General features: G+C 73.0%; 14 protein-coding genes. 2 read left to right on the top strand and 12 right to left on the bottom strand.

Features of this window, described 5'->3' with window-relative positions; translation table 11 throughout:
* The 9 genes from ABD908_RS12090 to ABD908_RS12050 all read right to left on the bottom strand — a co-directional run.
* Positions 1–398 (bottom strand): acyl-CoA dehydrogenase family protein (locus tag ABD908_RS12090; protein ID WP_344995722.1); only part of this gene is annotated, 398 nt, incomplete at its 3' end.
* Positions 395–928: a Zn-ribbon domain-containing OB-fold protein gene (locus ABD908_RS12085; protein ID WP_344995720.1), complete on the bottom strand. Its 534-nt coding sequence runs from the start codon at positions 926–928 to the stop codon at positions 395–397. The genes ABD908_RS12085 and ABD908_RS12090, both read right to left, overlap by 4 nt.
* On the bottom strand, positions 925–2,094 hold the full coding sequence (locus ABD908_RS12080; protein ID WP_344995717.1) for a thiolase family protein: 1,170 nt from the start codon (positions 2,092–2,094) through the stop codon (positions 925–927). The genes ABD908_RS12085 and ABD908_RS12080 overlap by 4 nt, the downstream gene beginning before the upstream one ends.
* Entirely contained in the window at positions 2,091–2,900 is an 810-nt protein-coding gene (locus tag ABD908_RS12075; protein ID WP_344995714.1) for an enoyl-CoA hydratase-related protein, read from the bottom strand. Before ABD908_RS12075 ends, ABD908_RS12080 begins: the two co-directional genes overlap by 4 nt.
* Positions 2,897–5,209 carry a CoA transferase gene (locus tag ABD908_RS12070; protein ID WP_344995711.1) on the bottom strand — a complete coding sequence of 771 codons (2,313 nt, stop codon included), beginning with the start codon at positions 5,207–5,209 and terminating at the stop codon, positions 2,897–2,899. The genes ABD908_RS12075 and ABD908_RS12070 overlap by 4 nt, the downstream gene beginning before the upstream one ends.
* A gap of 82 nt (positions 5,210–5,291) precedes the next feature.
* Positions 5,292–5,912 (bottom strand): TetR/AcrR family transcriptional regulator, encoded by a 621-nt coding sequence (locus ABD908_RS12065; RefSeq protein ID WP_344995706.1) that lies wholly within the window; start codon positions 5,910–5,912, stop codon positions 5,292–5,294.
* Positions 5,909–7,000: a methylmalonyl Co-A mutase-associated GTPase MeaB gene (meaB, locus tag ABD908_RS12060; protein WP_344995703.1), complete on the bottom strand. Its 1,092-nt coding sequence runs from the start codon at positions 6,998–7,000 to the stop codon at positions 5,909–5,911. The genes ABD908_RS12065 and meaB overlap by 4 nt, the downstream gene beginning before the upstream one ends.
* On the bottom strand, positions 7,000–9,297 hold the full coding sequence (scpA, locus tag ABD908_RS12055; protein ID WP_344995700.1) for a methylmalonyl-CoA mutase: 2,298 nt from the start codon (positions 9,295–9,297) through the stop codon (positions 7,000–7,002). Before scpA ends, meaB begins: the two co-directional genes overlap by 1 nt.
* 3 nt (positions 9,298–9,300) lie before the next feature.
* Entirely contained in the window at positions 9,301–11,118 is a 1,818-nt protein-coding gene (locus ABD908_RS12050; RefSeq protein ID WP_425584374.1) for a methylmalonyl-CoA mutase family protein, read from the bottom strand.
* 84 nt (positions 11,119–11,202) lie between these two features.
* Between ABD908_RS12050 and ABD908_RS12045 the strand changes: the two genes are divergently transcribed.
* Positions 11,203–11,886, top strand: a complete 684-nt coding sequence (locus tag ABD908_RS12045) for a TVP38/TMEM64 family protein (RefSeq protein ID WP_344995694.1) — start codon at positions 11,203–11,205, stop codon at positions 11,884–11,886.
* A 10-nt stretch (positions 11,887–11,896) separates the two neighbouring features.
* Here ABD908_RS12045 and ABD908_RS12040 read toward each other — a convergent pair whose 3' ends face one another.
* A complete protein-coding gene (locus ABD908_RS12040) occupies positions 11,897–12,589 on the bottom strand; it encodes a class I SAM-dependent methyltransferase (protein ID WP_344995692.1) in 693 nt (230 codons plus the stop codon).
* Positions 12,590–12,663: 74 nt separating this feature from the next.
* Here ABD908_RS12040 and ABD908_RS12035 point away from each other — a divergent pair, with 74 nt between their 5' ends.
* Positions 12,664–13,530: a helix-turn-helix transcriptional regulator gene (locus ABD908_RS12035; protein ID WP_344995690.1), complete on the top strand. Its 867-nt coding sequence runs from the start codon at positions 12,664–12,666 to the stop codon at positions 13,528–13,530.
* A 22-nt stretch (positions 13,531–13,552) separates the two neighbouring features.
* Here the strand turns inward: ABD908_RS12035 and ABD908_RS12030 are convergent, their stop codons facing one another.
* Complete coding sequence (locus ABD908_RS12030; protein WP_344995687.1) at positions 13,553–14,248, bottom strand: phosphonatase-like hydrolase; 696 nt, start codon at positions 14,246–14,248, stop codon at positions 13,553–13,555.
* Positions 14,249–14,288: 40 nt separating this feature from the next.
* The gene (locus ABD908_RS12025) at positions 14,289–15,041 is read right to left on the bottom strand and encodes a GntR family transcriptional regulator (RefSeq protein ID WP_344995684.1); all 753 of its coding nucleotides are present in this window, start codon (positions 15,039–15,041) and stop codon (positions 14,289–14,291) included.
* Position 15,042 lies beyond the last annotated feature (1 nt).

The raw sequence follows: 15,042 nt of genomic DNA, 5'->3' as shown, positions 1-15,042 counted from the left end.
TACCCGACCGCGACGATCGAGTCGCCCGCGGCGACCGCCGCCAGCTGTTCGGCGGCGCCGGCCGCGCCGCCCGCCGCCAAGCCGGCCAGAAGCACCGGCGCGAACACCGCCGTCGAGAGATAGGGCAGCGCAGCGAGGGACGCGCCGAGCGCCTCGGCGACCCGCCCGGCCTCGACCAGCGACGCGCCCGCGCCGCCGTGCGCCTCGCCGATCAGCAGCGAACCGATTCCGAGTTCACCTGCCGCCGAATACCACTCGGAGCGCACGCGCTCCGGATCACGGCGGGTACCGGGCCGTGCCGTGGTGGGCGCGGGCAGCCGCTCGGCGCAGTACCCGGCGACCGCGGCCGCGAGGTCGGTGAGCTCCTCCTCGGAAAGGCGTACGTCTGCGACGCTCATGCGATCTCCGTTCCCTCGTCGATCCGACCCGCGGGCGATGCGACTACCGGTCCGGCCGGCGACGCGACTAGCAGTCCGGCCGGCGACGCGACTAGCAGTCCGGCCGGCGACGCGGCCTCGGTACGGGCCAGCACCACCGCCTCGCCACCGTCGGCCGCGGGCGCCACCGCGATCCGCAGCGGCAGGCCGACGCGCATCGGTTCGCCCGGGACCGTGAGGACCCGGGCGAGTACCCAGGGCCCCTCCTCGACCTCGACGATGCCCGCGACGTACGGCGCGGCCACCACGGGGACCGGTGAGCGGTGCACGACGGCCCAGGACACCAGCGTCGCCGGGCCCGCGGCGGCCTCGGCGCGGTGCTCGGTGGCGAAGCACCGCGGGCACACCTGTTCCTGCGGCCCGCGTGCGGTGGAGCAGCGGACACACCGGCGCAGCAGCAGCCTGCCGCTGGCGGCCATGTCGAAGAAGTCTGCGCTGTCGCCGGTGCGGCGCACGACGGGTACCGGTACGACTGTGGTCTCCGTACTCATTGCTTCTCCGATCGGCCGAGGACCATGGTGGAGTGGTATTCGAGGATGCCGCCGTTGCCGCTGACCAGGGCCACGTCGCTGCGGGGTGCCTGCCGGTCGCCGCCTGCGCCCCGGAGCTGGATGATCGCCTCGCTGAGCGGCGTGTAGCCCCACATGTAGTAGCTGGACAGCTGACCGCCGCCGGTGTTGACCGCGAGCCGGCCGCCGGGCGCCAGGGCACCGCCCGACACGAAGTCGCCGCCCTCGCCCTTTGCACAGAAGCCGTAGTCCTCGAGGCTCACGAGGACGGTGTAGGTGTAGCAGTCGTACAGCTCGACGACGTCGACGTCGCCGAGCCCGATCCCGGCGCGCTCCAGGGCGATCCGACCGGAGCTCACGGCGCCGGTCTCGAGGCCCCACGTGGAGTCGCGGGCCAGGCGCCGGGGCCGGTGCCCCTCGCCGTAGCCCCACACGTGCACAGGCGGCTGGGGCAGGTCGGCCGCACGCTCGGCCGAGGTGACCACCACGGCGATGGCGCCGTTGGACACGAGGCAGCAGTCGAGCCGGTGCAACGGCTCGGCGATCCAGGGCGAGGCGTGGTGGTCGGCGACGGTGATCGGGTCGCGGAACTGGGCCAGTGGGTTACCCGCCGCCCACTTCCGTTGTGCGACGGCGATCTCCGCCAGATGCTCGGACGTGGTCCCATACTTCTCCATGTGCCGCCGGGCGGCGAGCGCGTACAGGACGTTCGGGGTGGTCGCGCCGGTCGCGAAGTTCCACCCGCGGTACCCGCTGGGTGTCGCCGCGGACGTGCCCCACGCCGAGCGCCTGCCCTCCTGGAGGGGGGTGTCGGCGAACGTGCACACGACGGTCGTGGCGGACCCGTCTGCGATCGCACGGGCCGCCTGGGCGATCATCGCGCCCGCGCCCGCCCCGAACGTCGAGGTGGCGGCGAGCAGGCTCAGGCGCTCGATGCCCAGATCCGCGACCAGGTGCGGGGTGATGTCGTTGGCCATGCCCGAGCTCATCAGGACACCGTCGACGTCACCCAGTGTCAGGCCCGCGTCGGCGACCGCCCGCGTGATCGCCTCGACCGTGAGGTCGGCGGTGGTGCGCCCGAAGACCTTTCCGAGCTCGGTCATACCGAGCCCGACGATGGTGGCGCTGCGGCGCTGCGCGGTACTCACCGGCCCTCCCATACGGGCGGGCGCTTCTGCGCGAACGCGGTGGGTCCCTCCCGCGCGTCCCGGCTCGCGAACACGACGTCCCGCGCGGCCCGGTTGACCTCCCACGGATCGTCCGACCAGGGCAGTGACCAGTCCGAGCCCGCGGCGGCCGCGCCGTAGATCGCACGCTTGGTCTCCCGCACCGACAGCGGCGCGTTGGCCGCGATCCGCTCGGCGAGCTCCATCGCCTCCTCGAACACGCGCTCGTGCGGCACGACGCGGTTGATCAGGCCCCAGTCGAGGGCCGTCGCGGCCTCGACACCGTCGCCCACCAGTGCGAGCTCGAGCGCGCGCTTGAGCGGGATCTGGCGCTGCAGGCGCACGACGCCGCCGGCCGCGGCGAGCAGCCCGCGCTTGACCTCGGGCAGCCCGAACACGGCGCGCTCGCTCGCGACCACGAGGTCGCAGGCCAGGGCGATCTCCGTGCCGCCACCCATCGCGAAGCCGTTCACGGCGGCGATGAGGGGTTTGTCGATCCAGTGGTTGACCAGACCGGCGAAACCCCACTCCGGGGTGGCGGACAGGATCGACCGTCCCGCGGCGAGCTCCTTCAGGTCGGCGCCGGCGCAGAACGCCCGCCCGGTGCCGATGATGATCACCGCCCGCACCTGCGGATCGGCCGCCGCCGACTCGAGCGCCTCGCCGACGGCGGTCGCGAGCGCGCCGTTCACCGCGTTCATCGCCTCCGGCCGGTTCAGCGTGATCACCGCTACGTGGCCGCGCGTCTCGAACCGCACGGGTGTCGAGTCCGATCCGTGTTCGTTCACTGGGACTTCCTCTCGTCGTGCATCTCCTGCGCCGCCCCGACTGCGAACAGCCGGTCCCGCGCAGCGGCGTCGTACCCGAGTTCCGCGAGGATCGCGCGGGTGTGCCGGCCGAAGCAGGGGGCCGCCGTCAGGTCGGGTGGCCGCACACCGTCGACAGGGATGGGGTACCGCTCGACCGATACGGTCTCGTCGGTGCCCGCGACCGACGTGACGGTGTACATCCCGCGCTCGCGCAGCGCGGCGTCCTCGGGTAGTTCATGGGGGCGGAGCATGGGTGCGGCGGGAATCCCCTTGCTCTGCAACAGCTCCGCAGCCTCGTCGGCCTTCCGGGTGGCGACGAACGCGGCCACCGCGGAGGTCTGCTCGGCGTCGGTCGCCGCCGCATCCGGCGCGACGCCGACCAGGCCGCGCAGGGCGGCGAGCTGGGCATCGGTGCGGGGGTCGACCACGCACCACTGCTGCTCGCCGGCGGCGGGTAGAACGGTGCGGGTGAGCCGGGCGCCGGGGGCGATGCCCGGGGGCTGCGCGGTGCCGGCCGCGAGCGACTCGCGGGCGACGATCTCGGCCATGTGCACGAGCGCGACGTCGCTCTGCGCGATGGTGATCTCGGCGCCCCGGCCGGTGCGCGCCCGGTCCAGCAGGCAGGCCACGGCCGCCGTCGCCGCGACGCGCGCGGCCACGTGGTCGGGGTACACCGTGACGCCGTCCCCGAAGTAGTGGGCGTCCGGCGAGGCGCGCCACAGCCAGGTCAGCCCCACCGACGCTCGCACCAGCGGGCCGTAGCCCATCGCCGTGCGCCACGGCCCGGTGTCGCCGAAGGCGCTGGACTCGATGGTGATGACGGCGGGATTGATCGCGGCGAGGTCCGCGTGCGCGATGCCGAGCTTGGCCGTGGTGCCGGGCTTGAAGTTGGAGGTGACGATGTCGGCGCGCTTCACCAGCTCGCGGAACACGGCCAGGCCCTCGGGCGAGCGGAGGTCGAGACCCAGGTTCTCCTTGCCGAGATGCCCGCGCGCCAGGGCGGGAGTGAGCCGATCGAACGAGCGTCGCATGCCGTCCGGGAACGTGGTGTTCTCGATCCGGATCACCCGCGCGCCCTGCTGCGCGAGGACCAGGCCGGTCTGTGCGCCGGCCACGATCACGCCGAGATCGAGCACGGTGACACCGGCCAGCGGGCGGTGCGGGTCGACCACCTGCGCGCGGGTCGGCAGCGGCGCGACCTTCTCGGGATCAGGCTCGGCGGCGGCGGTTTCCGGATCAGGTGCCGTCCGGACCCCGTCGATCCGCACCATCCCCTCGGGAACGGTGATCGAGCTGCCGTCGGCGGTGCGCCTCGTCCGGAGGATGCCCGACTCGCGGTAGTGAGGCTCGCCGAGGACGTCGGCGATCGAGAGCACCTTGGCCGCGGGGATCCTGCGTCGGCGGCACTCGGTGACCAGGTCGTCGCAGGTCATGCCCGCGAAGAAGGACCGCTGCGCGCCGACCACCAGGTCCGCCTTCGCGTACCGGCCCGGGTTGGACAGGAGGTCGTCGCCGGCGAGCTCCGGTGGCCGCCCCATCCAGTCCAGGAGCGACTCCCACTGGGTCCGCGCCAGCACCGACACCCGCACGAAGCCGTCGGCGAGGGTGTAGATCGGGTAGACGTCGCCGGCTCGCGGCCGGTCGAGCGAGGCCAGGCTGTCCGGTGTGCCCGAGCCGGTCTGCCCCTGCGCCGGGTCGAGCGCGACCGCACCGGCCTCGAAGATCGCGCAGTCGAGCACGGCGCCGCGACGGTCCGGCCCGCCGAGTGCGGCGTACACGGCGACGACGATGCCGTACGCGATGGCTTGCGCGGCGCTGCGCAGGAACTGCTCGCCCGGCGGGAGCAGCGGCGGGGTGCCGGGCTCGCCCGACCGCGACAGCGAGCCGCCCAGAGCGTGGTACACCGCCTCCGACCCCACCCACCCGCGGCGCGGGCCGGTGAGCCCGAAGTCCGTGAGCACGGCGACCACGAGGTGCGGGTGCGCGCGGGCGACCTCTTCGTGGGGGCGGCCCGCCACCGTCGGCGCGCAGATCAGGACGTCGGCTCCGGGCAGCCGCGCCGCCAGCGCCGCACCCAGGCCACCCGTCGGCACGTCGACGAATCGCTTGCCGCGGCTGTCGATCTCGTGCGCGATCCCGGCAGAGCCCGGAGTGACGGCGCACTCTCTGAGCACCAGCACGTCGGCGCCGAGGTCCACCAGCGCCTTGCCCAGCGACGGGAGTTCGTCGTCGGCGGTGACCACCACCCGCAGCCCTCGCAGGGGGCGACCGGCACGATCCTGTGGCATGCGGCACCTCGCTCTCTTACTTCGAAGTTCTAACGCTCGTTATACGCCGAGGCGTGCCACGAGGTCAACTCCGGAGCGACGGCTACTGTTCGCGACCGCCACCCTCGGCCCCGAGGACCCGCAACGCCGCTTCCACGAACCGGTCGGCGATCGTCTCGGGGGTGTCCGGCCCGTCCGGGCGGTACCAGTCGGTGGCACCCTGCACCATCCCCAGGATCACGCGGGCGCCGAACCTCGTGTCCCGCACCGTGAACCGACCATCGACGACGCCGTCCTCGATGATGTCCACGAGCATCGCGTCGACCTCGTCGCGGCGGGCGACGTACCCCGCGCGGGCGCCATCCGAGAGGAAGCGGTACTCGCGGTGCAGGATCGCGAGATCCTGCCGCCGGGTGACGTGTCCCGTCACGGCGAAGACGAAGGCACGCAAGCGGTCCGCCGGGTCGTGACCGGCCTGCGCCAGTCCGTCGCGCAGGTGCCCGAGCAGGTCGTCCATGCCCAGGTCGAGGAGCGCGACCAGCACGCCCTCCTTGTTGCCGTAGTGGTAGTACAGCGCGGGCATGGTGAGGCCGGCCCGGGCGACGATGCGCCGCACCGTGGTGCCGTGATACCCGTTCTCGCGCAACTCCAGCCGCGCCGCCGCGAGGATCGGCGACAGTGCCGGCTCGGCGCGGGCGCCCGCATCGCCGGGCCCGTCGTTCATGCGCCCGCGGACGCCGGCCCGGCTCCGTCTCCTCCGACCCCGTCTCCTCCGACCCCGACTCCCCCGGCCCCGTCGAACGCCGCGAGGATACGGCGAGCGGCCAGCGCCGGGGTGAGGTCGCCGGACCGCACCCCGGCCTCGACGTCCGCCCGGACAGCCCGCACCCGGTCGGACCGCTCGACCCGGGACAGCACCTCGTCGCGCACCATCGACCACGTCCACTCGACCTGCTGCCGCTGCCGGCGCGCCGCGAACTCGCCCGCTTCCTGGAGCACCTCGCGGTGCCGCAACACCTCGGCCCAGAACTCGGTGACCCCGGTCCCCGCCATCGCACTCATGGTGAGAACCGGTGGGCGCCACAGCGAGTCGCGGGGATGGATCAGCCGCATCGCCGAGCTGAGCTCACGGGCGGCCACCCGCGCGTCCACGACGTGCTCGCCGTCCGCCTTGTTCACCACCACGACGTCGGCGAGCTCGAGCACACCTTTCTTGATGCCCTGCAGCTGGTCGCCCGTGCGGGCCAGCGTGAGGAAGCAGAACGTGTCGACCATCTCGGCGACGGTGACCTCGGACTGACCCACCCCCACCGTCTCGACCAGGATCACGTCGAAGCCCGCGGCCTCGAGCAGCACGATGGTCTCGCGGGTCGCCTTGGCGACACCACCGAGCGTCCCGGACGTCGGCGACGGGCGGATGTACGCCCGCGGGTTCACGGCGAGCGTGCCCATCCGGGTCTTGTCGCCGAGGATCGATCCGCCCGAGCGCGTCGACGACGGGTCGACCGCGAGCACGGCGACCTTGTGCCCCAACGAGATCAGGTGGTTGCCGAGCGCCTCGATGGTGGTCGACTTACCCACCCCCGGCACGCCGGTGATGCCCACCCGCACCGTGGCCTCGGCCGCAGCACCGGGCGGCGGTGTCAGCTCGAGCAGCAACCGCTGCGCAAGCTCGTGGTGATCGGCGCGACGGGACTCCACCAGCGTGATGGCGCGCGCGAGCACCGCGCGTCGGTCGGCGCGGACACCGGCGGCGAGCTCGTCCGCCGTGGGGAGCGCGGCGCGCGTGGGACCGGGTCCGGCGGGGGCCACTACAGCTCGTACCCCAGCCGCTCGCCGAGCCGCTTCAGCAGGTCGCCCGCCGCCTCGGCGATGACGGTGCCGGGCGGGAAGATCGCCGCCGCACCCGCCTCGTACAGCTCGTCGAAGTCGCCGGGCGGGATCACGCCGCCCACCACGATCATGATGTCGGGCCGACCGACCGCGGCGAGGGCCTCCCGAAGCGCCGGCACCAGCGTGAGGTGGCCCGCCGCAAGGGAACTCACGCCGACCACGTGCACGTCGTTGTCGGCCGCCTGCTGCGCGACCTCCTCGGGCGTCGAGAACAGCGGGCCCACGTCGACGTCGAAGCCGAGGTCGGCGAAGGCGGTGGCGATCACCTTCTGGCCACGGTCGTGACCGTCCTGGCCCATCTTCGCGATCAGCACACGCGGACGCCTGCCGTCGGCCTCGGCGAACCGCTCCACCAACTCGGTGGCGGCCGCCATCGGCCCGCCCGCCCCCGCCTCGTCCCGGTACACGCCGCTCAGCGTACGGATCTCGGCCTTGTGGCGCCCATACACCTTCTCCAGCGCGTCGGAGATCTCGCCGACGGTGGCCTTGGCGCGCGCCGCGTCGATGGCGAGCGCGAGCAGGTTGTTCTCCATCCCGCCGTGCATTCCCCCGTCGCTGCGCTCGCCCGCGGTGACCGCGGCCGCGCGAGTGAGCGCGCCGAGGGCGGCCGCCACGGCCGACTCGTCGCGGTCGGCGCGCAGCCGCTCCAGCTTGGCCAGCTGCTCGCCGCGCACCTTGGTGTTGTCGACCTTGAGCACCTCGAACTCGGCGTCCTCCGCGACCTGGTACTTGTTCACCCCGATCACCGGCTGCCGGCCCGAGTCGATCCGCGCCTGGGTGCGGGCGGCGGCCTCCTCGATGCGCAGCTTCGGGATCCCCTCCGCGATGGCCGTCGCCATGCCGCCGGCGTCGGTGACCTCCCGGATGTGTGCGCGGGCCCGCTCCGCCAGCTGGTGCGTGAGGGTCTCGACGTAGTACGAACCGCCCCACGGGTCGATGGGCCGCGTGGTGCCGGACTCCTGCTGCAGCAGCAGCTGGGTGTTGCGGGCGATGCGCGCGGAGAAGTCGGTCGGCAGGGCGATGGCCTCGTCGAGCGCGTTGGTGTGCAGCGACTGCGTGTGCCCCTGCGTCGCCGCCATCGCCTCGACACAGGTGCGAGCGACGTTGTTGAACACGTCCTGCGCGGTGAGCGACCACCCCGACGTCTGCGAATGTGTGCGCAAAGACAGCGATTTCGCGTTCTTGGCGTCGAAGCCGGCCACCAGCTCGCTCCACAGCAGGCGCGCCGCACGCAGCTTGGCAACCTCCATGAAGAAGTTCATCCCGATGCCCCAGAAGAACGAGAGCCGGGGCGCGAACCTGTCCACGTCCAGACCGGCCTCGATGCCGGCCTTGATGTACTCGACACCGTCGGCCAGCGTGTAGGCGAGCTCCAGATCGGCGGTCGCCCCCGCCTCCTGGATGTGGTAGCCGGAGATGGAGATCGAGTTGAACTTCGGCATCTTCTGGGAGGTGAAGGCGAAGATGTCGGAGATGATCCGCATCGAGGGCGCGGGCGGGTAGATGTACGTGTTGCGCACCATGAACTCTTTGAGGATGTCGTTCTGGATGGTGCCCGCCAGCTTCTCCGGGCCCACCCCCTGCTCCTCGGCGGCCACGACGTACAGCGCCAGGATCGGCAGCACCGCGCCGTTCATCGTCATCGAGACGGACACCGCGCCCAGGTCGATGCCGTCGAACAGCTGCCGCATGTCCAGGATCGAGTCGATCGCCACGCCCGCCATGCCCACGTCGCCCGCGACGCGCGGATGGTCGGAGTCGTACCCGCGGTGCGTCGCGAGGTCGAAGGCGACCGACAGGCCCTTCTGGCCGGCCGCGAGGTTGCGGCGGTAGAAGGCGTTGGACTCGGCGGCGGTGGAGAAACCTGCGTACTGGCGGATCGTCCACGGCTGGTTGACGTACATGGTGGGATACGGGCCGCGGATGAACGGCACCGCGCCCGGCAGCGAGTCGACGGGGAAGCCCGCGTCGGCGACCGCGTCGCGGTCGGCCTTCGTGTACACCGGGGCGACCGCGATGCCTTCGGGCGTCGTCCAGGTCAGGTCGTCGGCGTCGTAGCCGTGCGCCTGCGCGGCCGCCTCGACGAGGGCGACGGTCTCCGGGCCGGTCGGCGCGGCGGGCTGCTCCGGGGCGTCGAACGGGACGTCCGCGAAGCTGCCGATACTGCCCGCACCGGGTCCGGTGGTCTGGTCCGCAGAGGTGGTCGTCTGAGACATGGCCTAGGCCCCCAACCGGGTCAGGAGGTCGCCGAGCTCGGCGACCGCGTCGATCTTCATGTGCAGGTACCCGTCGACGGTCCCGTCCGGCAGTGTGCCCGGCGCGCCGGCCAGCAGCACCCGGTCGGCACCGGCCGCGCGGGCGGCCTCGACGTCGGCCACGCCCTCGTCGGCGTAGCCACCGTCGGAGCCGGCGAGCACGGCGATCGCCTCGCCGCGCGAACCGTCGATGCGGGCGGTGCCGGCGGCCTGCTCGGCCGCGTCGGCCACGACCTCGATCCCGCCCGAGGCGAGCAGGTTGGCCAGGAACGTCGACCGGCCGTTGTGGGCGGCGACGGTGCCGATCGTGATCATCCGGACGCGCGGGCGCACGCCGTGCTGCTGCAGGAACAGGTCCGACCGGGTCCGCAGGCTCTCGAAAGGCGCGGCGTACGACCGGATCACGGCGCCGTTCTGGGCCTCGGCCGGCGCGACGGGCGCCTCGGCGAGGTTGGGGAACTCGTTGACGCCGGTGATCTTGGTCCTGCGCCGCGCCACAGCGGCGTCCCGCTTCGCGGAGGCGTCGGTGAGCAGATCGCGCACGACACCGTCGGCGGTCGCCGTGGCGAACCCGCCCGCGGTCTCGACGTCCTGCAGCACCCGCCACGCGGCTCGCGCGAGATCGTCGGTGAGCGCCTCGACGTGCCACGACCCCGCGGCGGGATCGAGGACGCGGCCGATGTGCGACTCCTCGAGCAGCAGCAGCTGCGTGTTGCGCGCGATGCGGCGGCTGAAGGCCGCAGAGTAGCCCGCGACACCGCCGGCGATCGCGGCGTCGAACGGCAGCGTCGTGATGTAGTCGGCGCCGCCGACCCCCGCGCCGAAGGCGGCGACGGTGGCGCGCAGCATGTTGACCCAGGGGTCGCGCTGCGTCGTGGCGGCGAGCGAGGTCACCACGTGCACAGGCGCGTCACCCTCCGCGGGGTGCCCGAGGTGGCCCGCGATGCGGGCCCACACGATGCGCCAGGCGCGGACCTTGGCCGTCGCCAGGAACTGGTCGTCGGTAGCCGCGAGACGCACACCCACCTGGGCGAGCGACTCCGCCACCGTCAGACCTGCGGCCGCCAGGCTGCGCACATACTCGAGGCCGGCTGCGGCGGCCAGCCCGAGCTCCTGCGCGGCGGTCGCGCCAGCGTTGTGCAGGTCGTTACCGTCGGCGACGAGGGCGCGCACGTCCTCGGGCCGGTCGGCGGCGGCACGCGCGAGGTCGACGGCCTCGGCGAGCTCGATGTCCGGGCGGCCGATCGCACCGCTGGTGAGCGGAGCGGCGCCGAGGTTGATGCGCACCGAGGTCGCGGAGAACTGCTCCGACTCCCCCGCCGAGTCCAGCGCCGCGTACACCGCGCGGGCCGCGTCGGCCGCGTGCCCACCCGCCGTGATCAGCAGCGGCGCGAGGTCGAGATACACGCCCGCGAGCGCCGGCGTCGGATCCGCGCCGACCAGCCACAGAGCGCTCGCGCCCGACTCCAGCGCGCCCATCACGTCCCCGGCGTCGCCGGGCAGCTCGAACCGCTCGGCGACCTTCCAACCCTGCCGGACGTCGCGCAACCCGTCGCCGCCCCGGCGGAACGGGTAGGCCCCGGGCAGTGGCGCCTCCGGCCGCTCGTCGAGCGCGGTGTACAGCGGTGCGATCGGCACGCCGTCCTCGGTCGTCGTCGTCAACGCGCCTACCGGGTCCTCGGGCGCCCGCCCACCCCGCGACTTCGCGAGGACACCCCCCACCGCCGTACGCCATTCGCCGTAGCGCTCGGGCAGGCTCGCGTGATCTACCGCCACCGTCACCTCCACCTCCAGGGGTTCGCGGAATCACTTGGACATCCACGTGATCTGGCCTACACGCTAACCCATAACGTAGCCTCGCCCCACGTGGGTAGCGCAGGTTCATCCGGTCGGCTCCGCGCCGGCGACTTCTCGCTCGTCCTGCGCGCCGCGGTCGCGTGTGTGGTGGTGATCGCACTGGTCGTGGTGGGCATGCTCGTGCCACACCCGGGGGCGATGACGGTGCGCGCGTGGGCCACGTCGGCGGGTGCCTGGTTCCCCCTGCTGTTTCTTCTGGTGCACTTCGTCGCGACCCTCTTCCCCATCCCCCGCACGGCCTTCACGGTGCTCGCCGGGTTCCTGTTCGGGGCGCCGCTGGGGATCGCGCTGTGCCTGGTCGCGTCGACCGCCGCCGCCGTCGTGTCGTTCCTCGTGGTGCGGCACCTGGACCGCAGCCACCGGTCGGAGCTGCTGGGGCGGGTACGCGCGCACCGGGCGTACGTCCCGATCGCGGCGCGGCTGCGGGCCCGCGGATGGCTGGCAGTGGGCTCGCTGCGGCTGATCGCGGCGATGCCGTTCTCGATCCTCAACTACGCGGCCGCGTTGTCGCCGGTGCGGTTCATGCCGTACCTGGCGGCGACGATGGTCGGGCTCGCGCCCGGCACCGTCGCCGTCGTACTGCTCGGTGACGCGATCACCGGCCACTCGAGCCCCTGGCTGGTGCTGATCAGCGGCGCGCTGCTCGCGGCCGGTGTCGCGGGCCTGGCGCTCGACGTCCGGCGGCCGGCGTAGCGCCCGGCGCTCAGGTCCGGTCTGCGCGGAAACAGCCGACGGTGCCGACCCGCAGGCGTGCCTCGCCGAGTCGCGTGGCCCGCAGCCCCGCGCCGGCCAGGCTCTCGACGATCCCGGCGTCGTCGACGCGGTGGCCGGCCTCGGTGATCCGGCGCGAGAAGGCGGCATGGAGACCATGGCCGCGCCGTCCGTGGCCGTGGGTGCCGCCGCGGGTGCCGCCGTGCCCGTGCTCGAGCAGGTCCGCCAGGTAGAGGCTCCCGCCGGGCCGCAGCACCCGCGCCACCTCCGCCGCAGCTGCGGTCTTGGCCTCCCCATCGAGGTGATGCCACATGAGCGCCGAGAGCACGGTGTCGAACGACGCGTCCGGGTACGGCAGGCGCTGCGCATACGCGACGTCCACGCGCACGCCCGGGAGCCGGCGGACCTTGCGTCGGGCACGGTCGACGGCACGCGGGTCGGGATCGCAGCCGACCACCGTCAGGTCGGACGCCCCGCGAGCCGCGCGGACCAGGAGGTTCCCTGTCCCGCAGCCGATCTCGAGGATGCGGGGGCCGCACGGCGTGGCTTCGGCCAGCAGACGCTCGTGTACCTCCCCCGCGCCGAGGACGAGGCTCATCAGGTCGTAGAACGGGAGGAGCGCGTCGCGGCCGGCGGCGGGGAGGTAATCGTGCACCGGACGGGATGTCGGATGATTCTCGGTCATGTAGTCCATCATGTGTGCCGAGTGAACAGCGAAGTCATCCGATCCTTCGGAGAACATGGACTATCTTCGGCGGTATGGCCCAGGTCGTGCGTGCGGTGCGGTATCGCGACGGCGTACCCGTCTACCGCTACGGCGGTGCGCCGCACCTGTCGCCCGTGTCAGTGCATCGCGTCGACGCGGCGCATCCGCCCGGGCACGGTGTGCGGCACATCCACGAGTTCCCCGTCCTCGTGTACGTCGAGCAGAGCCTGGCCGACGGGGCCGCCGACGCGGGCGATGCCTTCCTCGCGGCACCGGGGGTGGTGATCGACCCGGCGGTCGCCGCCGCGTGTGCGGTCGGGCGCGGGGTCGCCTTCGACCCGGAGGCGCTGGGCGCGGCGGCGTGGCCGTCATGGGGTTCGCACCCACTGCTCGCATCGTTCGCGCACGGCGCTCCCGGGGGGCTGCTCCGACTGACCGTGCCGCCCGAACGGCGCCCGGTGTGGTCGGCCGCCCTCACCGCCATCGAGACGGAGGAGCAGACGCAGACGGTCGGGTACCGCGAAGCGATGCTCGCGCATCTCACCGTGCTGTTGGTCGACATCGCACGCCTGGCCACCGACGTGGTCGGCGACCTGCGGCGCAGCGACGAACCGCTGCTCGCCGCCGTCTTCGAGGCGATCGATGAGCGCTTAGGGACCGCACTGTCCGCCCGCGACGTAGCAGCCGCCGTCGGGATGACCGTCGGTCACCTGACGACCGTGGTCCGTCGGCGGACCGGTCGCACCGTCGGCGAGTGGATCGCCGACCGTCGGATGGCCGAGGCGCGGCGCCTGCTGACAGCTACCGATCTGCCGATCGCCACCGTCGCCGCCCGGGTCGGACTGGCCGACCCCGGTTACTTCGCGCGGATGTTCAAACGCGCGAACGGCGTCACCCCGCGCGAGTGGCGCGCCGGGTGACCCCGTCGGAGGTTCACGTCGCCTACTCGCCCGCCCCGAACTCGACCACGAGGGCGGGGATCGCCGCGACGGCGTCCACTACGTAGTCGTGGTCCTCGGCCTCCAGGGTGGCGCGGTCGGCCTTGCCGGTGAGCACGCCGATGGCGGTGGCGCCGGCCGCGCGCGCGGCGCGGACGTCGACGGCGGTGTCCCCCGCGGCGATCACCTCGCGCACGTCGCGGGTACCGGTGGCCTCCATCGCCCGGAAGATCATGTACGGCGCCGGCCGACCGGCCGCGACGTCGGAGGTGGTGATCAGGGCGTCGACGGTGTCGTCGGCGGAGCTTCCGACGGTCCAGCCCAGGGCTCCGAGCAGCGGCACGGCGACATCAGCCGTGAATCCGGTCGTGAGCGCCACCTTGACACCGCGGCGGCGCAACTCGGCGATGGCCTCGACAGCGCCGCCGACGGGCACGGGCGGCTCCGCCGCGTAGCGCTCGGCGAGGATCTCCCGGAACCGGCCGAACGACGTCGCGACCAGCTCGCCCGTGGGCTCGACCCCACCGAGGCGAAGCAGATGCGTGATGGCCTCGACCTTGTCCGCTCCCATCCAGGTCTGCAGATCGGCCGGGGCGACCGGTGCGCCGGCCTCCTCCACGCTGCCCCGCAGGGCCTCGTAGACGATTCCGCCGTCGTCGACGGTGGTCCCGGCGATGTCCAGGGCGACGAGGGTGATCATGTGAAGGGTCCTTTCGGAGGAGGCTCGGGGGATCGATGTGTCACGACGCCGGTGCGGGGTCGGCCCCGTCTGCGACTGTGGCGTAGGGGCGGTTCTCGACGGAGATGGTGATGCGGCCGGGCACGTACCGGTCCTCGGCGTATTCGACGACGTCGCCCACGGAGTCGGTGGTGACACGGCGCACCCGCAGCAGCGGCGCACCCGGGTCGACGCCGAGGTGTTCCGCCTCCTCCTCCGTCGCGGCGACCGCATCGAGATCGTGCGTGGACGAGTAGAGGTCGACGCCGCTACCGAGCAGGAACGCGTTGATCGAGCCGGAATCCGGGTCCCACTCCATCAGTCGACGTCCCACCGGCCACACGAAGTGCATCTGCTCGAGGACCGCCGGCGCACCGTCGAGCCGGCGTACGCGCCGAATCGTCACCACCTGCTCGCCCTCGTCCACCTGCAGTCGCGTCGCGAGCTCAGCCCCGGCGCGATGCCTCGCCTGCTCGATCGTGCGCTGGCCCACCTCGTGCCCGGCGCCGTGCGCCCAGGCCGTGAGCGAGCCGAGCGCGTGTGCGGACGTGGTCGACGCCGCGTTCCGACGCACGACCGGCGGCCTGCCTCGACCGCCGACTATCAGGCCCTCGTCGCGCAGCGTCGCCAGCGCCTGACGAATCGGGCCACGGGACGTGCCGAACTCCTCACGAAGCGAAGCCTCGCTGGGCGCCGAGGCGCCTTCCGGCCAGCGTCCGTCCGCGATGCGCAACCGGAACTCGCTGGCCAGACGACGATGGAGTGGAATCGGCACA

This window comes from Tsukamurella soli, assembly GCF_039541155.1.
In the GTDB taxonomy this organism is placed as follows: Bacteria; Actinomycetota; Actinomycetes; order Mycobacteriales; family Mycobacteriaceae; genus Tsukamurella; species Tsukamurella soli.
This window is presented reverse-complemented; position numbering and strand designations above follow the sequence as displayed.